Origin of the sequence: Stappia sp. TSB10P1A, assembly GCF_900185725.1 — a bacterium.
GTDB lineage: Bacteria > Pseudomonadota > Alphaproteobacteria > Rhizobiales > Stappiaceae > Stappia.
Genome location: NZ_FYAU01000024.1, coordinates 26,853 through 50,816 on the forward strand (window position 1 = coordinate 26,853; position 23,964 = coordinate 50,816).

Sequence of the window (23,964 nt, forward strand, 5' to 3'; positions counted from 1 at the left end):
GCGGCCGAAGGAACCGGCATGGCGATCGCCGAGAACAGCAGGGCAAGCAGCGCGCGCTCGGGCGGGCCGGCCCTGCGCGCCCTGGAAATCCCCGCGCGCCGCCGCAAGGATCCCCGCACTCCCGCCCCTGGTGCGCCTGCCGAGATCCGGCCGGAGCGGGCGATGAGCGCCCTCCTCTTTTCCCCCGCCGAGGCCGCCGCCCATCTGGCGCAATGGCGGGCGCTCGCCGAGACCGCGCTGGAGCCCAACCCGTTTTTCGGCCCCGATTTCCTGCTGCCCTATCTCGCCCATATGAAAATCGGCGAGGCGGCCCTCCTCGCCGTGCGCGACGAGGCGGACGGTGCCTTTCTCGCCCTCGTCCCGTTCCACCGCCGCCGTGCCGGCCTCGCCGTTCCGGTGACCTCCGCCTGCGCCGGCGACTACGGACCGCTCGGCACGCCGCTTCTGGCCCCTGCCGCCGGCCCCGCCGCCCTGGCGCTGCTGCTGGACGCGGCGGCGCGCGCCTTCGGCGCCTCGACCCTGCTGTTTCCCTGGCTGCGCACCGACGGGCCGGTCGCCGGCGTGTTCGACGCCCTGGCGCGGGAAAGCGGCTGGCATGTCGCCCGGACGGCGCCCGGGATGCGCGCCGGACATGCCGCCGGCCCGGCCGGCGAGGAGCAGTTCCGCCTGATCGGCACGCGCCGCCGCAAGACGCTCGAGCGGCAATTGCGCCGGCTGCAGGAAGCGCATCCGCCCGGCCGCTTCGAAAGCCTGTCGACGGCGCAAGAGGTCGAGGCCGCCTTCGAGCGGTTCCTTGCCCTGGAGGCTTCCGGCTGGAAGGGGCGGCGAGGCACGGCGCTGGCCTGCCGGCCCGAACGCGCCGCCTTCGCCCGCGCCTTCGTCTCGGCCATGGCCGCGCGCGGGCAGATCCGCATCGACACGCTGGAGGCGGACGGGGTGCCCGCCGCCATGCTGGTGACGGTTCGCGACCGCGACCGGGTGTTTGCCTGGAAGATCGCTCATGACGAGCGTCTGGCGCGCTTTTCGCCGGGGGCGCAGCTCGCCCGCCGGACCATGCGCCGCACGCTCGACGAGGCCGGGGTCTCCGACACCGATTCCCTTGCCATTCCCGATCATCCGATGATCGCGCCGCTGTGGCGCGGCACGGTTCCCTATGCCACGCTGGTGGTCTCGAAGGGGCCGGCCGGCGCCCTGCGCGGCGCCCTTGTCCGTCTCGACATCGCCGCCGACAGCCACCTGCGGCGGCTGGCGCGCGCCGCGCTCGCCCGCCTGCGCAGGATTCGCCCCCGAGACGGCAAGATCGGCAGGGACTGAGACGGCGACGTTACAGCGCGGGCATCATGAAAGCCGGCGCCGCCTATTCGTCCGCCTCCAGCGCGGTCGGAATATCCTCCCGCAGCAACCGGCGTATCACCTTGCCGGTGGTGGTCAGCGGCAAGGCGTCGACAAAGGCGATCTCGCGGGGATATTCGTGCGCCGACAGGCGCGTGCGCACATGGTCGCGGATCTCCGTCTCCAGCGCCGCGTCGGGCGTGACCCCGGCGGCCGGCACGATGAAGGCCTTGACGATCTCGGTGCGCAGCGGATCCGGCTTGCCGACGGCGGCGGCGAGCGCCACGGCCGGATGCGCCAGCAGGCAGTCCTCGATCTCGCCCGGGCCGATGCGGTAGCCGGCCGAGGTGATGATGTCGTCGTCGCGGCCGACGAAATGGACATAGCCGTCCTCGTCGGCGACGCCCTGGTCGCCGGTGGTCATCCAGTCGCCGATGAATTTCGAAACGGTCGCCTCGTCCTGTCCCCAGTAGCGCAGGAACATCACCGGGTCGGGCCGGCGCACGGCGATCTGGCCCTGCACGCCCGGCGCCAGCGCGCGGCCGTCCTCGCCTATCACCGCGACCTCGTGGCCGGGCACCGGCTTGCCGATCGCCCCCGCGCGGCTGACACCGAGCCCCGCGCAGGAGGCCAGCACCGCGTTGCACTCGGTCTGGCCATAGAATTCATTGACGGTGAGGCCGAGGTCCTCGCGCGCCCAGTCATAGGTCTCGCGGCCCAGCGCCTCGCCGGCCGAGCCGATTGTCCTCAAGGACAAGTCGAAGCGGGCGCGAGGATCGGCCACCGCCCGCATCATCTTCAGCGCCGTCGGCGGGATGAAGGCATTGCGGACGGAAAACCGTGCCAGCAGCGCGAAAGCCCGCTCGGGATCGAACTTCTCGAAGCGGTAGGAAACGACCGGAACGCCGAGCGTCAGCGCCGGCAGCAGCGCATTGAGCAGCCCGCCCGCCCAGGCCCAGTCGGCCGGCGTCCAGAACAGATCTCCCCGCTGCGGCAGGAATTCATGCGCCATCTGGATCCCCGGCAGATGCCCGGCCAGCACCCGGTGGCCATGCAGCGCACCCTTCGGCTGTCCCGTCGTACCGGAGGTGTAGATCATCATCGCCGGATCGTCCGGCCCGGTCGCCGCGCCGTCGAAGGAGGCCGAGCCCTTCTCGATCAGCGTGTCGAAGCACAGGGCCCCAGGCGCCGCGCCATCGGTGCAGACGAGAAGCCTCAGCGCGCCTAGCTCGTCCCGGATCTCCGCGATCTTGGCGAGGCCGGCGCTGTCGGTAACGATCGCCGCCGCGCCGCTGTCGGCGAGCCGGTAGCGCAGCGCGTCGACGCCGAAGAGGTTTGCCAGCGGCACCGCGATGGCGCCGAGCTTGTAGACCGCAAGATGGCTGAGCAACGTCTGTGGCGACTGCGGCAGCAGCAGCGCCACACGGTCACCGCGCGCGAGTCCCTGTGCCCGCAAGCCATTGGCAAGCCTGGAGGAAATCTCCTCCAGCCAGCCATAGGTCCAGCGTTCGAGGCTGCCGTCCTCGCGAAGATGCAACAGTGCCTCGCGCCCCGGCTCACGGGCGGCGAAGGCACTGCAGGCGGCGTCGGCGATGTTGTAGCGCGCCGGGATCCGCCAGCGGAATCCGGAAACGAGAGCCTCGTAGCTGTCGGCGCGCTCAAGCATCGGTTGACGGACTTAGGGCTGGCCGGCCGGCCCGGCAAGCACCAGCGACCAGTACACCTTGTGTCGGGACCCGGCGGCATAGGCCGTGGCGATGCCCATGCGGGTGGCCTTGCCGTCGAGCATCACCGCATTGTGCTTGGGCGAATCGCGCCAGCCGGAAAACGCCTCGGCGATCGTCCGGTAGCCGGCGCTGACATTTTCGACCGCGTAGGTCTTGCCCTCGCCGGCGACGGCAAGCCGCGTGGCCAGGCTGTTGCCCGGCTCCAGCGACGCCCTCACGTCCTCGGCACGCGCCATGGCGATCGCCTGCTTCTGCGCCGCCTGCATCAGGACCGGATCGACCATCAGCAGGCCGGCGCCGTTCGACTGGCGGTAGCTGGAGATCATCTGCTGCGCCGAAGCCGCGTCGACGGAGGCGTCGACCCGGGCAAGATCCCGGTAATAGGGCGGAACGACGCCTTCGCGCTCCGGCATGCAGGCGGCGGCGAGCAGCCCGACAAGGGCGACACACCCGAAACGGAACCAAGAGATCATGCAGTCCTCATAACGTCCCGCGCGGCGCGGGGCGAGGAAAAACGAAAGGCGGCGGCCGCGCGGCGCCGCTTTGCTCACGTCGTCCGACCATGACGCACATGGTCTGTCGCGCAAGGATAGGCCCGGCCCCTTGAGAAAGCGTTGATGCCCCGCCGCGAGAGACGTTCCGCGGCGGGGCAGGAGGCGACCGCCGGTTCAGGCCTTGCTGGCCGCCAGCACATCCTCGAAGCTGCGAAGACCGGTGGTCGGCGCGCAGACCAGCACCGCCATGTTGCCGGGAGCATGCTGGTTCTTCCACATCTTGGTATGGGCGCGCGGGATGTCCTCCCAGGGGAAGACCTCGCTCATGCAGGGATCGATGCGCCGGTCCATCACCGCCTTGTTGGCTTCCGAGGCCTGCTTGAGATGGGCGAAATGCGACCCCTGGATGCGCTTCTGCCGCATCCAGACATAGCGGGCGTCGAAGGTCAGGTTGAAGCCGGTCGTGCCGGCGCAGAACACCACCATGCCGCCGCGCTTGACCACCAGACAGGAGACCGGGAAGGTCGCCTCGCCCGGATGCTCGAACACCATGTCGACATCGTTGCCCTTGCCGGTGATGTCCCAGATCGCCTTGCCGAAGCGTCGCGCCTCCTTCAGCCACTCGTTGTACTCGGGCGAGTTGACCTTGGGCATCTGGCCCCAACAGTTGAAGTCCTTGCGGTTGATCACCCCCTTGGCGCCGAGCGACAGCACATAGTCGCGCTTGTCCTCGTCGGAGATGATGCCGATGGCATTGGCGTCGGCGGCCGCCGCAAGCTGGATGCCGAAGACGCCGAGACCGCCAGAGGCGCCCCACACCAGCACGTTCTGGCCGGGGCGCAACTGGTGCGGTGCATGGCCGAACAGCATGCGATAGGCGGTCGCCAGCGTCAGCGTGTAGCAGGCCGCCTCCTCCCAGGTCAGGTGCTGGGGTCGCGGCATCAACTGCTGCGACTGCACCCGGCAGAACTGCGAGAACGATCCGTCCGGGGTCTCGTAGCCCCAGATCCGCTGGGTTGGCGAGAACATCGGGTCGCCGCCGTTGCACTCCTCGTCGTCGCCGTCGTCCTGGTTGCAATGGACGACGACCTCGTCGCCGACCTTCCAGCGCTTCACCTTGGATCCGACCGCCCAGACGATGCCCGAGGCATCCGACCCGGCGATGTGATAGGGCATGTCGTGCACCTTGAAGACCGAGATCGGCTCGCCGAGCCCGGCCCAGATGCCGTTGTAGTTGACGCCGGCGGCCATCACCAGCACCAGCACCTCGTTGCTGTCGAGCTCCCAGGTGGGAACCACTTCCAGCTTCATCGCCTCTTCCGGCGGCCCGTGCCGATCCGGCCGGATCGCCCAGGCATACATCGACTTCGGCACATGGCCGAGCGGCGGGATCTCACCGATCTCGTAAAGGTCCTTCACCGGGCGATCCTCCGCCTCGCGATTGTCGTTTGCCTGCTGAGCACTGCCCATATTGCCGTTATCCTCCCGTTTGTCAGCCTTCGCGGATACAGCGCCCCCCGCCTCCGCTATGGCGCCGTCCTCCACACGATAATGCTGCAGCGCATTATCGCAAGCCGGCTCAGATGCCCGCTTCGCGAAACTATCGTGCGAAAAACGGGCGCCCCGCTATTGGACTATTGCTTAATTGCCGCATTTGCCCAAGAGTGTTTTTGCATTGCACCTAGAAATAGTGCGTGTGCGAGGCCGCAAGGCCGCGCGATTTCGGGAGGAGGGTGACCGGTCGCAAGGTCGGGAGCCTGAGGAAAATCAGGAAGATGCCCGGCATGCGGGGCCCTTGGGCGCTGCCGCGGGCGCGAAGCTTGCGAGGAGTGTTTCCATGGGCGACAGAGCGACCCCCGCCAACCCGCAGACGGGCGCCGCCGGCATCCGGCGCGACAAGCCCTGGATCTTCCGCACCTATGCCGGCCATTCGACGGCCGCCGCCTCCAATGCGCTCTATCGCCGCAACCTCGCCAAGGGCCAGACGGGCCTGTCCGTCGCCTTCGACCTGCCGACCCAGACCGGCTACGATCCCCATCACCCGCTGGCGCGCGGCGAGGTCGGCAAGGTCGGCGTTCCGATCGCCCATCTCGGCGACATGCGGGCGCTGTTCGACGGCATCCCGCTTGAGCAGATGAACACGTCGATGACGATCAACGCCACCGCCCCCTGGCTGCTGGCGCTCTATGTCGCGGCGGCCGACGAACAGGGCGCCGACCGGGCGCAGCTTTCCGGCACGACGCAGAACGACATCATCAAGGAATACCTGTCGCGCGGCACCTATGTGTTCCCGCCTGCGCCCTCGCTGCGGCTGACCCGCGACGTCATCGCCTGGACCTACCGGGCGATGCCCAAGTGGAACCCGATGAACGTGTGCTCCTACCACCTGCAGGAGGCCGGCGCGACGCCGGTGCAGGAACTGTCCTTCGCGCTGGCGACGGCGATCGCCATCCTCGACGAGGTCAGGGCATCGGGCGCCATCGACCCGGCCGACTTTCCCGAGGCGGTCGGTCGCATCTCCTTCTTCGTCAATGCCGGCATGCGCTTCATCACCGAGATCTGCAAGATGCGCGCCTTCGCCGAACTGTGGGACGAGATCTGCCAGACCCGCTACGGCGTTGCGGACGAGCGCTACCGCCGCTTCCGCTACGGCGTGCAGGTCAACTCGCTCGGGCTCACCGAGCAGCAGCCGGAAAACAACGTCTACCGCATCCTCATCGAGGCGCTGGCCGTGGTGCTGTCGAAGAACGCCCGCGCCCGCGCCGTGCAACTGCCGGCGTGGAACGAGGCGCTCGGCCTGCCGCGCCCCTTCGACCAGCAATGGTCGCTGCGCGTGCAGCAGATCCTCGCCTACGAGACCGACCTGCTGGAATTCGAGGACATCTTCGACGGTTCCTCGGTGATCGGCGGCAAGGTCGAGGCGCTGAAGGACGAGGCACGCGCGGAGCTCGCCCGCATCGAGGAGATGGGCGGCGCCGTCGCGGCGGTGGAAACGAGCTACATGAAGCAGGCGCTGGTCGCCTCGAACGCCGCCCGCCTTGCCGCCATCGAGGCGGGCGAGCAGGTGGTGGTCGGCGTCAACCGCTTCACCGAGAGCGAGCCCTCGCCGCTCGCCACCGGCGAGGACGGCGGCATCCTGACCGTGCCCGAGCATGTCGAGGCGGAAGCCATTGCCACGCTGACGGCCTGGCGCGAGGCGCGCGACGAAGGCGCCGTGGCGGGCGCCATCGCCGCGCTGAAGCAGGCGGCCAGCGAGGGCACCAACATCATGGAGCCGTCGATCGCGGCGGCGAAGGCCGGCGTCACCACCGGCGAATGGGGCGCGGCGCTGCGCGAGGTGTTCGGCGAATACCGGGCGCCGACGGGTGTCGGCAAGGCGGCACGCGCCGATGCGCAGGACCTTGCTCCGGTGCGCGCGGCGGTGGAGAGCGTGTCGGCCAAGCTCGGCCGGCGGCTGAAGTTCCTGGTCGGCAAGCCCGGCCTCGACGGCCATTCCAACGGCGCCGAGCAGATCGCCGTGCGGGCCCGCGACTGCGGCATGGAAGTCGTCTACGAGGGCATCCGCCTGACGCCTGCGCAGATCGTCAATGCCGCGCTGGAGGAGGACGTCCATGTCATCGGCCTGTCGATCCTGTCCGGTTCGCACCTTGCCCTGGTGCGCGACGTGATGGAGCGGCTGCGCGCCGCCGGCATCGACGATATCCCGGTCGTCGTCGGCGGCATCATTCCCGAGGAAGACGCCGCCAGTCTGCGGGCAATGGGCGTTGCCGCCGTCTACACGCCGAAGAACTTCCAGCTCACCGACATCATGAAGGAAGTGGTGGAGATCGTCGGCTCGCGGGCGGAAGCGGCTGCGTGAGGGCGCGGGGGCGAGAGGCGCTTCCTTGCCGTACCTGTTCGTCTAAGGCCTTTCCCGGGCTTAACCGCGTTCGAGTGCGGTTGTAAACTTCCCGCCGGAGTGGCGTTGGCCGCTCGTTTCCGGAGGGAAACAGACATTGCCGTTTTATATTCGCAAATCCGTATCTGCGGGCCCGTTTCGTTTCAATTTTTCCAAGGGCGGCGTGGGCCTATCCGTTGGCGTTCGAGGTCTGCGCGTCGGCACCGGGCCGCGCGGTCACTACATTCATGCCGGACGGGGCGGCCTCTATTACAGGTCCTCCATCAAGCCGGCCGGGACCGGCCCGGCGGAACGGACCCCGCCGCCGGCGCCCCGCCCGGACATGGCACCCGAGGCGACCAGCTCGGACGACGTCGAGATGATCGAGATCGAGTCTGCCGACGTTCTTGGCATGCGCGACGAAACGTTTGGGCACCTGCTCGACGAGATCAATCGCAAAAGCGGACAAATTAAAATGTCGTCCGCATTCTGTTGGACCGCGATCATTGTCACGCTGGTCGCCGGATTTGCATCTGGAGGCGTCGGGTTTCTCTTCGGCCTGGCCGCAATCCCGGGCTGGATGATTGGGCGGTGGCTCGATTCCTATCGCCGAAGCTCGGTCCTCTACTATGACCTCGAGGGTGATGCAGAAGCTGCTTATCGGCAACTGGTCGAGGGCTTCGATAGCCTGCAGGCCTGCAAAGGCAAATGGCACATTGAGGAAAGCGGAGCCGTTACGAGCGATGTCACGAGAAAACGCAATGCTGGTGCGTCTCATCTGGTGAAACGGAAGACAACGCCCCTTTCCTACTCGCTTCCCGATGTGATCAAGAGCAATTTGACCCCACCGGCACTCGGAGTTGGAAAACAGACCCTGTTTTTCATGCCCGACACCGTACTGGTACAGGATGGTTCGCGCTTTGGGGCGGTCTCGTACAGCGACTTGACGGTCCACAGGAGCAACAGCCGATTTATCGAAGACGGGGCGGTGCCGTCGGATGCCCAGGTTGTCGGGCACACTTGGAAACATCCCAACAAAAACGGGGGACCGGACCGACGATTTCGCGACAACCGCCAGCTCCCGATATGCCTGTACGAAAGCATCCAACTGCGGAGTGCAACAGGCCTCAACGAGCTCGTGGAGTTCTCGCAGGCGGGCAAGGGCAGCGGGCTCGAGAGCGGATGCCGGCAACTCGCCGGCCTTCCCAAAGGCAAAACAAGTGAAACTCCGCTCCCGCCACGAAGTGACGCTGGCCCCACTCCTGAGGCTTCCCCCCAACCTCAGCCGGAAAAGCGAAGATCGACAAGACGCTTGATACTCGCTGTGTTCGCTCTTCTCGTCGGCCTGCCGATAATTGTCACACTCGTACAGGAAAGAGCGGTTAAGCCCGATGCCAGCCTGAAACTCGCAGCGCCGGCACCGGCGCCGAACGCCAGGCAAGAGGAAACTGTCCGGCCGCCCTCAGTCACGGACAGTCGGCCACCCGACAACCGAGTGGCCGACAACCCCATCCTCGTGACCAGCACAGCCGTCAATCTTCGCGAGGGTCCAAGTACCCTCACCGGTATTTTGATGACCGTGCCAAAGGGCGGAGCCGTCAGGCGTCTTGGTCAAAAGGAAGGCTGGAGTCATGTCGAGACGCAGAATGGCATGATCGGCTGGATGTCCAGCGAGTTTCTTGTCAGCAGATAGCTTCAGGAACTGGCGGGGAGTTACCCGCCCCGCACCAGCGCAGCCCCCCACACCTAGCGCGTGCGGTGGCCCTGGAGCCAGCGCTGCCATTGCCGACGCGAGCCGTGGAAGGCGTTGCGGTCGACATCGCCCTTGATGCCGTCGACGCGGCCCTTCGCCGTGTACTGCCAGAACACCCAGTCGCGGCGGTCCTCGTAGCGGCGGTTGGGATGGGCCGCGACAGAGCGCAGCCAGAAGTCGTAGCCGCGCTTCGCCCCGACCAGCCGGTCGCGGTGGAAATCGACGGAGGAATAGATCACCGGCCGCTTGCCGTAATGGCTCTCCATCGCCCGCAGGAACAGGTCCATGTCATGCAGGACCTTCTCGCGGCCCGGGCGCTCCCGGCACCAGGAATGGCCGTTCCATTCCATGTCGAGCACCGGCGGCAACGCATCCGGGTCGACCGGAACGTTCTCGATGAACCAGGCGATCTGGTCCTCCACCGGACGGCAGAAGAAATAGAAGTGATAGGCGCCGCGCCGCACGCCGGCCGCCTTGGCGTTCGTCCAGTTCTCCATGAACTTCGGATCGAGATAGTCGCCGCCCTCGGTCGCCTTGATCCAGGCGAACTCGGTGCCGGCCTTCTTCACCCGGTGCCAATCGATGTCGCCCTGGTAGCGCGCCACATCGATGCCGTGGATGGGATAGTCCTGCGGCTTCGGATCTTCGAAATCGAATGCCGCGCAGGACGCCACGAAAAGGGTGCAAAACAGGATCAGCACGCGCGCAGTCATCGCTCTCTCTTTGGTCCAAAGCCCCCTTTCAACCGGGTCTGGACACTATGACCAAAGCGTTAAGGAAGCACTTAGCAATCGAGCGAAGCGGAAATGAGATGAGGCCAAACCTTTCGGTTCGGCCTCACATGATCGTGATCGCAGCGCCGGCCTCAGCCGAGCGGCGGAATGCGCAGCACCTGGCCCGGATAGATCTTGTCCGGCTCGGCCAGCATCGGCTTGTTGGCCTCGAAGATCACCATGTATTTGGAGCCGTCGCCATAGGCCTTCTTGGCCACCGCCCACAGCGTATCGCCCTTCGCCACCGTGTGGAAGCTGGCTTCCGGCGCGCTGGCGGCGACCGCGATCTCCTCTTCCACCCTGGCAACGCCGAGCACGTTGCCGGCGGCCAGGATCAGCTTCTCGCGGGCTTCCTGGGTCGGGGCGGCACCGGCGATCTTCACCGTGTCGCCGGACACTTCCACCTTGACGTCGCCGTCGAGGCCGAGCGCCGCCACTTCCTTCTCGATCGCCGCGGCCGCATCGGCCTCCGGCTCCTTGCTGCCCCACAGCGATTTGCCTGCATCCTTCACGAAATCAAAAAAGCCCATGTCGCGGCTCCCCTTCGGTCCTGCCCCATCGCGGCTGATGCCGCGCGGTCCCATCTGACGCGGCAGGTGCCGCGTCTCCCACTGCAACAGCGCGGCTTGCCCGCGCCGTTCGACACCAGTGTCAGCCGCAGTCAATACAGCCGCCAGGGCCGGATTCCTGTGACAGGCAACACAGAAATCCGCCGGGCCGGAGAAAGGCCGGCCTTGCAAGGCGCGCCGGCAACTGGCAATCAGTCAGGAAGCCGCTCAGGCTCCGCCCCGCCCTGCCAGACCCGGATCGCCATGACCGACCGCCTGACCATCGCCACCTGGAACATCAACTCGGTGCGGCTGCGGCTGCCGATCGTCGAGAAGCTGATCCTCGACCATGCGCCGGACGTGATCTGCCTGCAGGAAACCAAGTGCGCGGACGGCAATTTTCCGCTCTCCGCCTTCCGCAAGCTCGGCTACGAGCATATCGCGATCAAGGGCCAGAAGGGCTATCACGGCGTCGCGACGATCTCCCGCCGCCCCTTCCTCGACGAGGAGCGGATCGACTACTGCACCAAGGGCGACAGCCGGCATCTTTCGACCGGCATCCCCTTCGGCGGCGACCGCTTCACCCTGCAGAACTTCTATGTGCCGGCCGGCGGCGACCTGCCCGATCCGGAGCTCAACGACAAGTTCGCGCACAAGCTCGCCTTTCTCGACGAGATGGGCGAGCGCTTCGCCGCGATGTCCGGCAATGCCATCGTCGTCGGCGACCTCAATGTGGCGCCCTACGAGCATGACGTGTGGTCGCACAAGCAGCTCTTGAAGATCGTCAGCCACACGCCGATCGAATGCGAGAAGCTGGAGGCGGTGCGCACCGCCGCCGGCCTTACCGACGTGATGCGCGCCTTCGTGCCGATGGAGGAGAAGCTCTACACTTGGTGGAGCTACCGGGCCGCGGACTGGTCGGCGGCCGACAAGGGCCGCCGCCTCGATCATGTCTGGGCCAACCCGGCGCTGGCCGGCCAGGCGGTCTCCATGCAGGTGCTGCGCGATGCCCGCGGCTGGGACCAGCCCTCCGACCACGCCCCGGTGCTGGTGCGGCTGGAGGCTTAAAGCCGCCTGCAGCCTGCTCCAACGCCCTTATGGGCGGATGATCACCTTGCCCTGGGCCTTGCGGTCCGCGAGTTCGCGCAGGGCGCGCGCCGTCTCCTCGATCGGATAGGCCGCGTGCAGATGCGGCACGATACGCCCCTCGCGCACCCAGGCGAGCAACTGCTCCATATTGTCGCGATGCGCCTCCGGCTCGCGCACGATGGCATCGCTCCAGAACACGCCGAGCACGTCGCAGCCCTTCAGCATGACCAGATTGAGCGGCAGCTTCGGGATCTCGCCGGCGGCAAAGCCGACAACCAGATAGCGGCCGCGCCAGGCGGTGGCGCGCAGCGCCGCTTCGGCGTAGTCGCCGCCGACCGGATCGTAGACCACATCGACGCCGCTGCCATTGGTGAGCTGCTTCAGCCGGAGCTTGAGGTCGTCCTCGGCATAGTTGACCAGTTCGTCGGCGCCATGGGCGCGGGCGAGCTCCAGCTTGTCCGCGCTGGAGGCACAGGCGATCACCCGCGCGCCCATCGCCTTGGCGATCTCGACAGCGGCAAGTCCGACGCCGCCCGAGGCGCCGAGCACGGCCACGGTCTCGCCCGGCTCCAGCCGCGCCCGATCACGAAAGGCATGCAGCGTTGTGCCATAGGTGACCGACAGGCCGGCCGCCGCCTCGTCCGAAACCTCGTCCGGCAGGGCGATGAGATCGTCCTCGCTGGCGATCACCGCGCCGCGCACCGCGCCCCAGCGCACATAGCCCATCACCCGGTCGCCCGGCTCGAACGCCTCGATCCCTTCGCCCGTCTCCAGCACCCGGCCGGCGAACTCCGCGCCGGGTGAGAACGGCATCTCGGGACGGAACTGATACTTGCCCTGAATGATCAGCGTATCGAAGAAGTTGAGCGCCGCGGCGTGGACCTCCACCAGCACCTCCCCCGGCCCGGGCGTCGGCATCTCGATGTCGCGCAGGACGAGATCCTCGGGCGCGCCGAAGCGTTCGCACAAGATGGCTTTCACGGATGACTCCCCCAACTGTTCCCCAAGTTTTCCCCAAGCCTCGCCTAGCACGGCCTGCGAAGTCCTGGAAGCAGCGAAGGCCCGCAAACTTGCCAGGGCCGCGGCCAGCCGCTATCTCCGGGCACCTGCGGTTGCCCGGCACCGGCCGGGCACAACGACAAGGAGGTCGCAAGGCGACATGCGCGGTTATTTCGCCGTCGGAGCGGAAGGCATTTCCAAGCAGATGAACCTCGGCAACCTGATGCGCTCGGCGCATGCCTTCGGGGCGAGCTTCTTCTTCACCGTCGATGCCGACAAGCGGATCCGCAGGGCGCCGGCCTCCGACACGTCGAAGAGCACCGGTCATCTGCCGCTGTTCCACTGGCCCTCGATCGCCGAGATGGACCTGCCGCAGGGCTGCCAGCTTGTCGGCGTCGAACTGACCGACGAAGCGATCGACCTGCCGAGCTTCATGCATCCGCTGCAGGCAGCCTATATCCTCGGTCCCGAGCGCGGCTCGCTCTCGCCGGACATGCAGGCGGCCTGCCAGCACATCATCAAGATCCCGACCAAGTTCTGCCTGAACATCGCGATTGCCGGGGCCGTGGTGCTCTATGACCGCCACCGGGTGCATGGACAATATGCCGCACGCCCGCTGACCGCCGGCGGCCCGAAGACGCCGCGCCCGGAGCACAGGCATGGCGGCCCGATCATGCGCACCGGGCGCAAGATCCCCGGCCAGCCGGACTAACGGGAGACGCGCGCCCCAAGGGTGGATCGGCGGCGCGAGGTCAGCGCCGGCCGCGCGAGCGGGCCACCCGGCCGAGCGTCAGCAGCACATCGCCGACCAGCGCCTCGGCCAGGGCCGGCGACTTGCGCGCCGCCGCCACCGCATCCGCCAGCCGCTCGCCCGCCTTGGCAAGGTCGTCTCCCGACCACAGCGACAGCTCCCGCGCGACAAGGTCGCGGCGCTTGTAGAAGATCGGCGGACGCGCCTGCTCGACGACGCGGGCCGGCGGCACGCCGCGGTCGACCTCCGCCCTGGCGCGGGCGAGGAACTGGAAATGCCGCAGCGCTGCCGAGGCGATCATGTCGGCGCGCTGGCCGCTGGCCGACAACCGCTCCAGCCCGTGGTCAAGCGTGCCAAGATCACCAAGCGCGGCCGCATCGATCAACTCGTCGACGGCAAAGGCCGAGGCATCGCCGATCACCGCCTCGACATCGGCGACATCGATGCGCTCGCGCCCATAGGCATAGAGGCAGAGCTTGCGCACCTCGCCGCGGCTGGCCAGCCGGTCGGCGCCGAGCAGCCCCATCAGCACCTGTCGCGCCTCGCGGCTGATCGCAAGGCCGGCCTCGCGCAATTCGCCGTCGATCACCCGCTCCAGATCGCGCGCCTCGTCGCCATAGCAGGGGATCGCCACCGCCTTGCGGTCGCGCTCGAACTTGCCGCGCAGGCCCGTGCCCTTCTTCAGGTCGCCCGCCTCGATCACCACCAGCGCGCTTTCCGCGCGCAGTTCGCCGAACAGCGGATCGACCGCCGGCGACAGGTTCTTGCCCGCCCCGTCGCGCAGCCAGACCACCCGCCGGCCGCCGAACAGCGGCACGGTCGAGGCCTCGTCGATCAGCCGCGCCGGGTCGGAGACCACCTCGGTGGCATCCAGGCGAACGAGCGAGAAGGGATCGTCGACGCCGCCGGAAGCGCGCGTCACCAGCGCCTGGGCGCGCTCGGAGACGAGCCCGGTATCAGGCCCGAAGACGAGGACGAGGGAGACGTCGGCCGGCGGTTCGGCGATGAAACGGTCGATCTCGCCGGCCTTGAGCGCGACCATCGCGGATCAGCCGCGGGACGCGAAGAAGCCGGCGAGCCGCGTCTGGATGTCGCCGGCCACCATCTTCGCCGCCCGGTCCTCGGCATCGCGCTGGGCGCGCAGGTTGGCGAAGCGCTGGCTGGAGAAGTCGAAGGAGGCGGAGCCGAAGGCGCGGCCCGTGGTCACCGTGCGGCCCGTACCGAGCTCGCTCAGCACATAGGTGGCGTTGACGGTGACCGTATAGGCTGACGGCACGTCGGCGAGCCGCTCGACGCCGACCTCGTTGAGCGGCCGGTCGATCAGGATCCGCAGCCGGTAGCGCTGCTCGCCCGCCTCGCGGCCGCGGCGGAAGCCGAAGATCAGCTCGTTGCGCAGCACCTGGCCGACCCGGTCGAGATCCTCCCTGGAGGAGGTCTCCACCAGATCGATGTCGATGGCCGCCAGTTCGCTGGCGACGGCGGGGGAGGCTCCCGACACTCCGCCGATGGTGCCGTAGAGCGGCCGCACCTGGCAGGCGCCGGCAAGCAGCGCCGCACCGATGACGAGAACGGCGAGCGTCCGCCGGCGGGCGGGCTGCTGCGGTTGCGGATGGTCACACGACGACATTCACGATCCTCTGCGGAACCACGATGATCTTGCGGGCGGGCTTGCCGTCCAGCGCGCGCTGCACGGCCTCGAGCAGCAAGGTAGCCGCTTCGACCTCCTCATTGGAAGCCTCGCGTGAGACGACGAGGTCCGCGCGCTTCTTGCCGTTGACCTGCACCGGCAGGGTGATGGTCGCCTCGACCAGGAGATCCGCCTCGATCTCCGGCCAGCCCTGCGTTGCCAGCAGGCTCTCGTGGCCGAGCGCCCGCCAGCATTCCTCGGCCAGGTGCGGCGCCATCGGCGCCATCATCTGCACCAGGAAGGCCGCCGCCTCGCGCTGGGCGAAGCGCATGTCGTCGCCCTCCGCGCCGCCCTGCAAGGCCTTGGACAGCGTGTTGACCAGTTCGTAGATCCGGGCGACGGCGCGGTTGAAGGACAGCGCCTCGATATCGGCCGAGATCGCCTGGCAGGCCTTGTGGGTCGCCCGGCGCAGGGCGGTCGCCGCCTCGCCGAACGCGTCGGGACGCGCCGTCTGCGGCACGCTCTCGCCGATCTCGGAGATCAGCCGCCAGACGCGCTGCATGAAGCGCCAGGCGCCCTGCACCCCGTCCTCGGTCCACTGCACGTCGCGCTCGGGCGGGCTGTCGGACAGCATGAACCAGCGGGCCGTGTCGGCGCCGTAAGTCTCGATGATGTCGGTCGGGTCGACGGTGTTCTTCTTCGACTTCGACATCTTCTCGATGGAGCCGATGGCGACTTCCTCGCCGCTCTCCAGCAGGAAGGCCTTGCGCACCTCGCCGTCGCCCTCGATGCGCACTTCGGCCGGCGAGACCCAGCCGCCGCCCGGCGCCTTGTAGGTCTCGTGCGTCACCATGCCTTGCGTGAACAGGCCTCGGAACGGCTCCTTGACGCTCAGATGCCCGGTGACGCTCATCGCCCTGGCGAAGAAGCGCGAATAGAGCAGGTGCAGGATCGCGTGCTCGATGCCGCCGATATACTGGTCGACCGGCAGCCAGGCATCCGCCACCGCCTTGTCGGTCGGCGTCTTGGCGCGCGGATCGGTGAAGCGGGCGAAATACCACGAGGAATCGACGAACGTGTCCATCGTGTCGGTCTCGCGCCGCGCCGGCTTGCCGCAATTCGGACAGGCGACGTTGCGCCAGGTCGGATGGCGGTCGAGCGGATTGCCCGGCTTGTCGAAGTCGATGTCGTCGGGCAGTTGCACCGGCAGGTCGGCCACCGGCACCGGCACCACGCCGCAATCGTCGCAATGGATGACCGGGATCGGGCAGCCCCAGTAGCGCTGGCGCGAGATGCCCCAGTCGCGCAGGCGGTAATTGACCTGGCGCTGCGCCTGCGGCGCCCCGTCCAGCATCGCCGCCTCCAGCCGCACGGCCACCGCTTCCTTGGCATCCGCGATCGACAGACCGTCCATGAAGGCGGAATTGTAGATCGTGCCCTCGTCCGTATAGGCCTCGTCGCGGATCTCGAAGGTCTCCGGATCCGCCCCGTTCGGCAGCACCACCGGGCGCACCGGCAGGTGATACTTGCGGGCGAAGTCGAGGTCGCGCTGGTCATGCGCCGGGCAGGCGAAGATCGCGCCGGTGCCGTAGTCCATCAGGATGAAGTTGGCGATATAGACCGGCAGCGTGATCGAGGGGTCGAGCGGATGGACGACCGTCAGCCCGGTGTCGATGCCGATCTTCTCCGCCGTCTCGATGGCCTCGGCCGAGGTGCCGATGCGCCGGCACTCCTCGACGAAGGCGGCGATCTTCGGATCGCCCTCGGCGAGCCTGCGCGAGATCGGATGGTCCGGCGACAGGCCCATGAAGGAGGCGCCGAACAGCGTGTCCGGGCGGGTGGTAAAGATCTCCAGCGACGTGTCGCCGGTCGGGGCGGGCGTCGAGAAGGCGAAGCGCACGCGCAGGCCCTCGGACCGGCCGATCCAGTTCTTCTGCATCAGGCGGACCTTGTCCGGCCAGCGATCGAGCGTGTCGAGCGCCGACAACAGCTCTTCCGACCAGTCGGAGATCTTGAAGAACCACTGGGTCAGCTCGCGCTGCTCGACCAAGGCGCCGGAGCGCCAGCCGCGCCCGTCGATCACCTGCTCGTTGGCGAGCACGGTCATGTCGACCGGGTCCCAGTTGACCTTGGAGTTCTTGCGATAGGCAAGGCCGGCCTTCAGGAAATCCAGGAACAGGTGCTGCTGCTGGGTATAATACTCGACGTCGCAGGTGGCAAACTCGCGCTCCCAGTCGAGCGACAGGCCCATGATCTTCAACTGGCCGCGCATCGTCGCGATGTTCTGATAGGTCCAGTCGCGCGGATGCACCTTGTTCTGCATCGCCGCGTTTTCCGCCGGCATGCCGAAGGCGTCCCAGCCCATCGGGTGCAGCACGTTGAAGCCGCGCGCCCGCTTGTAGCGCGCCACGACATCGCCCATGGCATAGTTGCGCACATGCCCCATGTGGATGCGCCCCGACGGATAGGGGAACATCTCGAGCACGTAATACTTCGGCCGGGGATCCTCGTTGCGGGTGGCGAAAACCTTCGCCTCGTCCCAGACCTTCTGCCAGCGGCTTTCCGCTTCGCGGGCGTTGTAGCGCTCCGTCGCCATGATGTCGTGTGCTTCGCTCGTTGCCGTGAAAAGAAATGATGTGGCGCGACTGTCACCAGAAATCGCCGGCCCGGTCAACCGGCAAGGCCGGCGGCGCGCGCCTCTCCCCTCCAGGACTTGCATTCGCGCCGCACCCGTCGCATGTCCATGGCAGCGACCGCAACGCCCAAGCACGAAGAGCCAGCAAGATGTCCGCGCACGCCGCCGAACCGACCAAGACCGACGCCGCCGGCCGGATCGCCGGCATCCGCGACAGGATCGCCGCCGCCGAGCAGGACGGCGCGCGCGCGCCCGGCTCGGTCACGCTGATCGCCGTCAGCAAGACCTTCGATGCCGAGGCCATCCGCCCGGTGATCGCCGCCGGCCAGCGCGTCTTCGGCGAGAACCGGGTGCAGGAGGCGCAGGGCAAGTGGCCGGCGCTGCGCGGGGAGTTTCCCGACATCGAGCTGCACCTGATCGGGCCGCTGCAGTCGAACAAGGCGAAGGACGCCGTCGCCCTGTTCGACGTGATCCACACGCTCGACCGGGAGAAGATCGCCCGCGCGCTCGCCGCGGAGTGCGCGGAGCAGGGCCGGACCTTGCGCTTCTTCATTCAGGTGAACACCGGCGAGGAGCCGCAAAAGGCCGGCATCGCCCCACGCGAGGCGGACGAGTTCGTCGCCTTCTGCCGGGACGAACTGCGCCTGCCGCTGCTCGGCCTGATGTGCATCCCCCCGGTCGACGACACGCCGGGCCCGCATTTCGCGCTGCTGCGCAAGATCGCCGAGCGCAACGGCCTTGCCGGCCTGTCGATGGGCATGTCCTCGGACTTCGAGAGCGCCGTGCGCGTCGGCGCCACCCATGTGCGCGTCGGCTCGGCGATTTTCGGCACGCGCGACTACCCCTGAGCCGGCAGGCCGTGGCTTCGGCGTTTTGCAAAGGGGGGGCGTTTCGCAAAGGGGGGCGTTTTGCAGGGAATGCGCCGGCTCCCTTGACTTTCGCTGGCGTTTGCGGGTATCAGCCCGTCAACTCCGAAAGAGTGACGACACTACGATCCGCCGCCCGGGACCCGCAGAGGTATAAAGAGATCCCGGAGGTTCACACCCGACAGCGCGATGCGCCCTCGGGTGTCACACCGCTTTGCGGATCGCGCTTCGTCCCGCCCGGGGGACACGGAAGCAGCGACAGCCGCTGCCTCGAGAGAGTTTAAGGAGACGGCATGTTCGAAAGTCTGTCAGATCGCCTCAGCGGCATTCTCGACAAGCTGACGCGGCGCGGTGCGCTGTCGGAGGCCGATGTCTCCGAGGCGCTGCGCGAGGTCCGCCGCGCCCTGATCGAGGCCGATGTCGCGCTGCCCGTGGTCAAGTCCTTCACCGACAAGGTGCGGACCCGGGCCGTCGGCCAGGAAGTCCTCAAGTCGGTGACGCCGGGCCAGCAGGTCGTCAAGATCGTCCACGACCAGCTCGTCGAGATGCTGGGCGGCGCCGGCGAGCCGATCGACCTCAACGCGGCCGCGCCCTTCGCCATCATGATGGTCGGCCTGCAGGGCTCGGGCAAGACCACCTCGACCGCCAAGATCGCCCTGCGGCTGACCAGGAACGAGCGCCGCAAGGTGCTGATGGCCTCGCTCGACACCCGCCGCCCGGCGGCGCAGGAGCAGCTCAAGGTGCTCGGCGAGCAGACCGGCATCGACACGCTGCCGATCGTCGCCGGCCAGACACCGGTGCAGATCGCCTCGCGCGCCATGACCGCGGCGCGGCTCGGCGGCTATGACATCGTCATGCTCGACACCGCCGGCCGCACCCATATCGACGAGCCGCTGATGGTCGAGATGGCCGAGATCAAGGCGGCGACCAATCCGCACGAGATCCTGCTCGTCGCCGACAGCCTGACCGGCCAGGACGCCGTCAATCTCGCCACCTCCTTCGACGAGCGCGTCGGCATCACCGGCATCGTGCTGACCCGCATGGACGGCGACGGCCGCGGCGGCGCGGCGCTCTCGATGCGCGCGGTCACCGGCAAGCCGGTGAAGCTCGTCGGTACCGGCGAGAAGGCCGATGCGCTGGAGGAATTCCACCCGGCGCGGATCGCCGACCGCATTCTCGGCATGGGCGACATCGTCTCGCTGGTGGAGAAGGCGGCGCGCGAGCTCGACCAGGAAAAGGCGGCCAAGATGGCCGCCCGCATGCAGAAGGGCAATTTCGACCTGGAGGACCTTGCCGAGCAGCTTCGCCAGATGGAGAAGCTCGGCGGCATGTCCGGGATCATGGGCATGATGCCCGGCGTCGGCAAGATCAAGAAGCAGCTCGACGCGGCCAATATCGACGACCGCGTGATCAAGCGTCAGGTCGCGATCATCCAGTCGATGACCCCGCAGGAGCGCCGCAAGCCCGACATTCTCAAGGCCAGCCGCAAGAAGCGCATCGCCACCGGCTCCGGCGTCGACGTCGCCGACGTCAACAAGCTGCTGAAGATGCACCGGCAGATGGCCGACATGATGAAGCAGATGGGCAAGGGCAAGGGCCTGCTCGGCAAGATGATGGGCGGCATGGGCCTGCCCGGCGGCGGCATGCCGAACATCGACCCGAAGGAACTGGAGCGCATGGCCGAATCCGGTCAACTTCCCGGTCAACTTCCCGGCGGGCTTCCAGGCCAGATGCCGGGCCAGATGCCGGGTCTGCCCGGCGGGCTTGGTGGTTTGGGCGGCCTCGGTGGCCTCGGTGGACTGGGCGGGCCGAAGCTGCCCGGCGGTCTCGGCGGCCTTCCGGGCCTGGGACGGGGGAAGAAGAAATGACCGACAGCGCCGAGGAGATCCTCGAGCCGGCGTCCACCGCGATGGACGAACTGCTGCGCCTGCGCGGCTCCATCGACAACATCGACGCCGCGCTGGTTCACATGCTTGCGGAGCGCTTCAAGTGCACGCAGAAGGTCGGCCTGCTGAAGGCGACGCACAATCTTCCGCCCGCCGATCCGGCGCGCGAGGAACGGCAGATCGCGCGGCTGCGCGCGCTTGCCCGGGACGCCAATCTCGATCCCGATTTCGCGGAGAAATTCCTGAACTTCATCGTCAGGGAAGTGATCCGACACCATGAAGCCATTCGCCGCTGAACCCGGCGTCGCACTGAAGTACCAAAGGAGACTACCATGGCCCTGAAAATTCGTCTTGCCCGCGGCGGCGCCAAGAAGCGTCCGTTCTACCGCATCGTCGTTGCCGACGTCCGCTCGCCGCGCGACGGCCGCTTCATCGAGAAGGTCGGCCTCTACAACCCGATGCTGCCGAAGGACAATGCCGACCGCATCGTCCTCGACGTCGAGCGCATCCAGCACTGGATGAGCCACGGCGCCCTGCCGACCGACCGCGTCCTGCGCTTCCTCGATGCCGCCGGCGTGCTGAGCCGCGAGGCCCGCAGCAACCCGAAGAAGGCCGAGCCGGGCACCAAGGCCAAGGAGCGTCTCGCTGCCAAGCGCCAGGCCGCCGAAGAGGCCGCTGCGGCCGCTGCCGAGGCTGCCGGCGGCGGCGAGGAAGCCGCTGCCGAGTAATCGGCACGGCCCTTCGAGCACCTTCAGGATCCGCGCCCTCCCGGCGCGGATCCGCCGGGGCCCTCAGGCCCCGACCCTGAACCGGATACCACCCGGGGACTGCACACCCGCCCTCCCCGTCAGGAGCACGGCCGCGTGAGCAAGGATCGCATTCTGATTGCCCGGATCGGCGCCGCCCATGGCGTGCGCGGCGAGGTTCGCGTCAAGCCGTTCGGCGACGACCCCCTGTCCTTCTGCGACTATGGACCGCTGGAGACCGCCGACGGCAAGCGCCGGCTGGTGGTGACATCCGCGCGCCTGCAAAAGGCGATGGTGGTGACCCGCTTCGAAGGCATCGACGACCGCACCGCCGCCGAGGCGCTGAACGGCCTCGATCTCTACATCCCGCGCGACGCCCTGCCGGAACTCCAGGACGACGACGAGTTCTACCACACCGACCTGCTCGGCCTCGAAGCGGTCTCGCCGGAGGGGGAGACCATCGGCAGGATTGTCGCGCTGCCCGATTTCGGCGCCGGCACGCTGGTCGAGATCCGCCCGCAAGGGACAGCGTCCTTCTACGTGCCCTTCACCCGCGAGGCGGTGCCGGAGATCGACCTGGCCGCCGGCAAGGTGACCGTCGTTGTGCCCGAAAGCACGGAAGACGACGAGGCTCGGGACGACGGTGCGCGCGACGCGGACGAAGACACGGTGGACTGAGCCTGCGGGGCCTCAGCCGGCTCGGCCGGCTCCGCGGCGGACGCCCTGCCGCCGGCAAGGGCGGCTCTCCTCTGCGAGCGCAGCAGCGCGATGGCGGCGACAATCAGGGCAACGCCGATCAGGTTCGCGGCGATGTCGCCCAGCGAGAATTCCCGGTGGGGAAACAGCGACTGCACCAATTCCCCGGCCAGCCCCAGCCCGGTGGCGACGGCGGCCGAAATCCGCAGCCGGCAACAGAAGACCGCATGCACCGCCAGGGTCAGAAGCCCGAAGAAAACCAGGTGCTGCAGCTTGTCGAAAGGGTGGTCGATGCCCGGATTGGAGATGAAACCGGCGAAGATCCCGTAGGCGACGAGCAGGGCCAGCGGCCACACCCGGGCCGGCGACAGGTCGAGATAGTGCCGCCGCGCCAGGGAGCGAACGAGATCGACAAGGCGGGCAACCGGCTGCGGCATGAAGATCTCCGGGGATTGCGCCTTCCTTGCTGCGCGGGAAAGCCTTAAGCGGGGGTTGCCCCTCTCATCAAGCGGCGGCAACGCATCCAGTGACGGCAACGCTCCGTGCATCGGCGCAAATCCGGCCAACAATATGGCCGCGCAACCAGGTCCACCACATCTAAGGAGCAAACGATGGCGTTCCGGGCGTCGATCCTCAGCCTCTATCCGGAGATGTTTCCAGGTCCGCTCGGCACCTCGCTGGCCGGGCGGGCGCTGGAGCGCGGCGACTGGGATCTGGAGCTGCACCAGATCCGTGATCACGCCACCGACCGCCACCGCTCCGTCGACGACACCCCTGCCGGCGGCGGTGCCGGCATGGTGCTGCGCGCCGACATCCTCGCCCTGGCCATCGATGCGGCGAGCCCTGCCGGCGATCCGCGGCCGCGCCTCTTGATGAGCCCGCGCGGCCGGCCGCTCGACCAGGGCCGGGTCCGCGAGTTGGCGCAGAGCCCCGGCGCGGTGATCGTCTGCGGCCGCTTCGAGGGGGTGGACCAGCGGGTGATCGAGGCGCGGGACCTGGAGGAGGTGTCGATCGGCGACTACATCCTCTCCGGCGGCGAACTCGCCGCCATGGTCCTGCTCGACGCGGTGATCCGCCTGCTGCCCGGCGTCATGGGCAATGCCGAGAGCGGCGCCTTCGAGAGCTTCGAGACCGGCCTGCTGGAGCATCCGCACTACACCCGCCCGCGCGAATTCGAGGGCGCCGGCATTCCCGAGGTGCTGACCTCGGGCGATCACGCCCGCATCGACCGCTGGCGGCGGGAGGAGGCCGAGCGGCTGACCCGCGAGCGCCGGCCCGACCTGTGGCAGCGTCATACGGGTGAGTGAGGCGCGGGTTTCTGCGCCGAACGGGCGCAAAAGGGCATGACAAACGCTGTAAGTTGCGCTAGACAGCGGCCACTCGGGCGCCTGCCGGCGCAAGCCGTGACGATTGTCGTTTGCCTTTGCCCCGGATCGCGGGCGCGGGGGCACCGCATCTCGCGAGCGCGGCGGTCCCGGTCGAATTCCGTGGCCGGATCTGTCCGGCCTGGCCAAAACCCGGTGAATTCGCCCCTGCGGCTCGACCGTCAGCGGACGCTCTGACCGAGACGAACCAAAAGGCAGTGCCATGAACATCATCGAACAGCTCAACGCCGAGGAAATGGCGAAGGTCGAAGCCCAGCGCAAGCTGCCGAGCTTCTCTCCCGGCGACACGATCCGCGTCAACGTCCGCGTGACGGAAGGCAACCGCACCCGTACCCAGGCCTATGAGGGCGTGTGCATCGCCCGTTCCGGCGGCGGCATCAACGAGAACTTCACCGTCCGCAAGATCTCTTATGGCGAAGGCGTGGAGCGCGTGTTCCCGATCTTCTCGCCGATGCTCGAGGGCGTCGAGGTCGTGCGCCGCGGCAAGGTGCGTCGCGCCAAGCTCTATTACCTGCGCGGCCGTCGCGGCAAGTCGGCCCGTATCGTCGAGGCGACCAACGTGCGCGCCCGTCGTCTGAACGACGAGGTCAAGGCCGACGTCGCCGCCGCCAAGGCCGCGAAGGAAGCCGAGCAGGCCGCCGCTGCCAGCGAGAGCGCCGAATAAGACACTCAAGGTCCGGCACCCGCGCCCGGATCTGCATCTTCCCAATGCGAAAACCCCGGAACCTCAGGCTCCGGGGTTTTTCATTTGTGGCGTCTCGTTGGTGGCACTTCGCTTGC

General features: G+C 67.9%; 21 protein-coding genes. 12 read left to right on the forward strand and 9 right to left on the reverse strand.

Annotated elements, in window-relative coordinates:
- Positions 1-18 precede the first annotated feature (18 nt).
- Complete coding sequence (locus TSB10P1A_RS08710) at positions 19-1,314, forward strand: GNAT family N-acetyltransferase (RefSeq protein ID WP_186387531.1); 1,296 nt, start codon at positions 19-21, stop codon at positions 1,312-1,314.
- A 43-nt stretch (positions 1,315-1,357) separates the two neighbouring features.
- On the opposite strand, the gene TSB10P1A_RS08715 is transcribed toward TSB10P1A_RS08710, so the two are convergent.
- The 3 genes from TSB10P1A_RS08715 to ccrA form a co-directional block, all read right to left on the reverse strand.
- Positions 1,358-2,998, reverse strand: a complete 1,641-nt coding sequence (locus TSB10P1A_RS08715) for an AMP-binding protein (protein WP_186387532.1) — start codon at positions 2,996-2,998, stop codon at positions 1,358-1,360.
- A 12-nt stretch (positions 2,999-3,010) separates the two neighbouring features.
- A complete protein-coding gene (locus tag TSB10P1A_RS08720; RefSeq protein ID WP_208984348.1) occupies positions 3,011-3,532 on the reverse strand; it encodes a CAP domain-containing protein in 522 nt (173 codons plus the stop codon).
- A 195-nt stretch (positions 3,533-3,727) separates the two neighbouring features.
- The gene (gene ccrA, locus TSB10P1A_RS08725) at positions 3,728-5,023 is read right to left on the reverse strand and encodes a crotonyl-CoA carboxylase/reductase (protein ID WP_186387533.1); all 1,296 of its coding nucleotides are present in this window, start codon (positions 5,021-5,023) and stop codon (positions 3,728-3,730) included.
- Positions 5,024-5,390: 367 nt separating this feature from the next.
- Here ccrA and TSB10P1A_RS08730 point away from each other — a divergent pair, with 367 nt between their 5' ends.
- Together TSB10P1A_RS08730 and TSB10P1A_RS08735 are read left to right on the forward strand one after the other, a co-directional pair.
- Entirely contained in the window at positions 5,391-7,412 is a 2,022-nt protein-coding gene (locus TSB10P1A_RS08730) for a protein meaA (RefSeq protein ID WP_186387534.1), read from the forward strand.
- 136 nt (positions 7,413-7,548) lie between these two features.
- Positions 7,549-9,123, forward strand: a complete 1,575-nt coding sequence (locus TSB10P1A_RS08735; protein ID WP_186387535.1) for a DUF4236 domain-containing protein — start codon at positions 7,549-7,551, stop codon at positions 9,121-9,123.
- A 53-nt stretch (positions 9,124-9,176) separates the two neighbouring features.
- Here the strand turns inward: TSB10P1A_RS08735 and TSB10P1A_RS08740 are convergent, their stop codons facing one another.
- Together TSB10P1A_RS08740 and lysM are read right to left on the reverse strand one after the other, a co-directional pair.
- Positions 9,177-9,896 (reverse strand): GH25 family lysozyme, encoded by a 720-nt coding sequence (locus TSB10P1A_RS08740; RefSeq protein WP_186387536.1) that lies wholly within the window; start codon positions 9,894-9,896, stop codon positions 9,177-9,179.
- A 152-nt stretch (positions 9,897-10,048) separates the two neighbouring features.
- Complete coding sequence (gene lysM / locus TSB10P1A_RS08745) at positions 10,049-10,486, reverse strand: peptidoglycan-binding protein LysM (RefSeq protein ID WP_186387537.1); 438 nt, start codon at positions 10,484-10,486, stop codon at positions 10,049-10,051.
- 282 nt (positions 10,487-10,768) lie between these two features.
- On the opposite strand from lysM, the gene TSB10P1A_RS08750 reads away from it, so the two are divergent.
- A complete protein-coding gene (locus TSB10P1A_RS08750; protein ID WP_186387538.1) occupies positions 10,769-11,572 on the forward strand; it encodes an exodeoxyribonuclease III in 804 nt (267 codons plus the stop codon).
- A 27-nt stretch (positions 11,573-11,599) separates the two neighbouring features.
- Here TSB10P1A_RS08750 and TSB10P1A_RS08755 read toward each other — a convergent pair whose 3' ends face one another.
- On the reverse strand, positions 11,600-12,574 hold the full coding sequence (locus tag TSB10P1A_RS08755; protein ID WP_186387539.1) for an NADPH:quinone oxidoreductase family protein: 975 nt from the start codon (positions 12,572-12,574) through the stop codon (positions 11,600-11,602).
- Positions 12,575-12,752: 178 nt separating this feature from the next.
- Here TSB10P1A_RS08755 and TSB10P1A_RS08760 point away from each other — a divergent pair, with 178 nt between their 5' ends.
- Entirely contained in the window at positions 12,753-13,304 is a 552-nt protein-coding gene (locus TSB10P1A_RS08760) for an RNA methyltransferase (protein WP_186387540.1), read from the forward strand.
- Between the two features lie 40 nt (positions 13,305-13,344).
- Here the strand turns inward: TSB10P1A_RS08760 and holA are convergent, their stop codons facing one another.
- From holA to leuS, 3 genes are read right to left on the reverse strand one after another with little or no spacing between them, the layout of a single operon-like run.
- Entirely contained in the window at positions 13,345-14,385 is a 1,041-nt protein-coding gene (gene holA / locus TSB10P1A_RS08765) for a DNA polymerase III subunit delta (RefSeq protein WP_186387541.1), read from the reverse strand.
- Between the two features lie 6 nt (positions 14,386-14,391).
- A complete protein-coding gene (gene lptE / locus TSB10P1A_RS08770; protein ID WP_186387542.1) occupies positions 14,392-14,970 on the reverse strand; it encodes an LPS assembly lipoprotein LptE in 579 nt (192 codons plus the stop codon).
- Entirely contained in the window at positions 14,957-17,566 is a 2,610-nt protein-coding gene (gene leuS / locus TSB10P1A_RS08775) for a leucine--tRNA ligase (protein ID WP_186387543.1), read from the reverse strand. Before leuS ends, lptE begins: the two co-directional genes overlap by 14 nt.
- 188 nt (positions 17,567-17,754) lie before the next feature.
- Between leuS and TSB10P1A_RS08780 the strand changes: the two genes are divergently transcribed.
- The 7 genes from TSB10P1A_RS08780 to rplS all read left to right on the forward strand — a co-directional run bounded on the left by TSB10P1A_RS08780 (position 17,755) and on the right by rplS (position 23,848).
- Positions 17,755-18,453, forward strand: a complete 699-nt coding sequence (locus tag TSB10P1A_RS08780; protein WP_186387544.1) for a YggS family pyridoxal phosphate-dependent enzyme — start codon at positions 17,755-17,757, stop codon at positions 18,451-18,453.
- Between the two features lie 311 nt (positions 18,454-18,764).
- Positions 18,765-20,339, forward strand: a complete 1,575-nt coding sequence (gene ffh, locus TSB10P1A_RS08785) for a signal recognition particle protein (protein ID WP_186387545.1) — start codon at positions 18,765-18,767, stop codon at positions 20,337-20,339.
- Positions 20,336-20,653: a chorismate mutase gene (locus TSB10P1A_RS08790; RefSeq protein ID WP_186387546.1), complete on the forward strand. Its 318-nt coding sequence runs from the start codon at positions 20,336-20,338 to the stop codon at positions 20,651-20,653. The genes ffh and TSB10P1A_RS08790 overlap by 4 nt, the downstream gene beginning before the upstream one ends.
- A 36-nt stretch (positions 20,654-20,689) precedes the next feature.
- Positions 20,690-21,085, forward strand: coding sequence for a 30S ribosomal protein S16 (rpsP, locus tag TSB10P1A_RS08795; RefSeq protein WP_186387547.1), 396 nt, complete (start codon positions 20,690-20,692; stop codon positions 21,083-21,085).
- A gap of 135 nt (positions 21,086-21,220) precedes the next feature.
- Positions 21,221-21,781, forward strand: a complete 561-nt coding sequence (gene rimM, locus TSB10P1A_RS08800) for a ribosome maturation factor RimM (RefSeq protein WP_186387548.1) — start codon at positions 21,221-21,223, stop codon at positions 21,779-21,781.
- A gap of 629 nt (positions 21,782-22,410) precedes the next feature.
- The gene (trmD, locus tag TSB10P1A_RS08805; protein ID WP_186387549.1) at positions 22,411-23,106 is read left to right on the forward strand and encodes a tRNA (guanosine(37)-N1)-methyltransferase TrmD; all 696 of its coding nucleotides are present in this window, start codon (positions 22,411-22,413) and stop codon (positions 23,104-23,106) included.
- 280 nt (positions 23,107-23,386) lie between these two features.
- Positions 23,387-23,848: a 50S ribosomal protein L19 gene (rplS, locus tag TSB10P1A_RS08810; protein ID WP_208984349.1), complete on the forward strand. Its 462-nt coding sequence runs from the start codon at positions 23,387-23,389 to the stop codon at positions 23,846-23,848.
- The last annotated feature ends 116 nt before the right edge of the window (positions 23,849-23,964 follow it).

Coding starts and splice junctions, on each gene's coding strand:
- TSB10P1A_RS08710 (WP_186387531.1), top strand. CDS start 19: ATGGCGATCGCCGAGAACAGCAGGGCAAGCAGCGCGCGCTCGGGCGGG.
- TSB10P1A_RS08715 (WP_186387532.1), bottom strand. CDS start 2,998: ATGCTTGAGCGCGCCGACAGCTACGAGGCTCTCGTTTCCGGATTCCGC.
- TSB10P1A_RS08720 (WP_208984348.1), bottom strand. CDS start 3,532: ATGATCTCTTGGTTCCGTTTCGGGTGTGTCGCCCTTGTCGGGCTGCTC.
- ccrA (WP_186387533.1), bottom strand. CDS start 5,023: ATGGGCAGTGCTCAGCAGGCAAACGACAATCGCGAGGCGGAGGATCGC.
- TSB10P1A_RS08730 (WP_186387534.1), top strand. CDS start 5,391: ATGGGCGACAGAGCGACCCCCGCCAACCCGCAGACGGGCGCCGCCGGC.
- TSB10P1A_RS08740 (WP_186387536.1), bottom strand. CDS start 9,896: ATGACTGCGCGCGTGCTGATCCTGTTTTGCACCCTTTTCGTGGCGTCC.
- lysM (WP_186387537.1), bottom strand. CDS start 10,486: ATGGGCTTTTTTGATTTCGTGAAGGATGCAGGCAAATCGCTGTGGGGC.
- TSB10P1A_RS08750 (WP_186387538.1), top strand. CDS start 10,769: ATGACCGACCGCCTGACCATCGCCACCTGGAACATCAACTCGGTGCGG.
- TSB10P1A_RS08760 (WP_186387540.1), top strand. CDS start 12,753: ATGCGCGGTTATTTCGCCGTCGGAGCGGAAGGCATTTCCAAGCAGATG.
- holA (WP_186387541.1), bottom strand. CDS start 14,385: ATGGTCGCGCTCAAGGCCGGCGAGATCGACCGTTTCATCGCCGAACCG.
- lptE (WP_186387542.1), bottom strand. CDS start 14,970: ATGTCGTCGTGTGACCATCCGCAACCGCAGCAGCCCGCCCGCCGGCGG.
- leuS (WP_186387543.1), bottom strand. CDS start 17,566: ATGGCGACGGAGCGCTACAACGCCCGCGAAGCGGAAAGCCGCTGGCAG.
- TSB10P1A_RS08780 (WP_186387544.1), top strand. CDS start 17,755: ATGTCCGCGCACGCCGCCGAACCGACCAAGACCGACGCCGCCGGCCGG.
- ffh (WP_186387545.1), top strand. CDS start 18,765: ATGTTCGAAAGTCTGTCAGATCGCCTCAGCGGCATTCTCGACAAGCTG.
- TSB10P1A_RS08790 (WP_186387546.1), top strand. CDS start 20,336: ATGACCGACAGCGCCGAGGAGATCCTCGAGCCGGCGTCCACCGCGATG.
- rpsP (WP_186387547.1), top strand. CDS start 20,690: ATGGCCCTGAAAATTCGTCTTGCCCGCGGCGGCGCCAAGAAGCGTCCG.
- trmD (WP_186387549.1), top strand. CDS start 22,411: ATGGCGTTCCGGGCGTCGATCCTCAGCCTCTATCCGGAGATGTTTCCA.
- rplS (WP_208984349.1), top strand. CDS start 23,387: ATGAACATCATCGAACAGCTCAACGCCGAGGAAATGGCGAAGGTCGAA.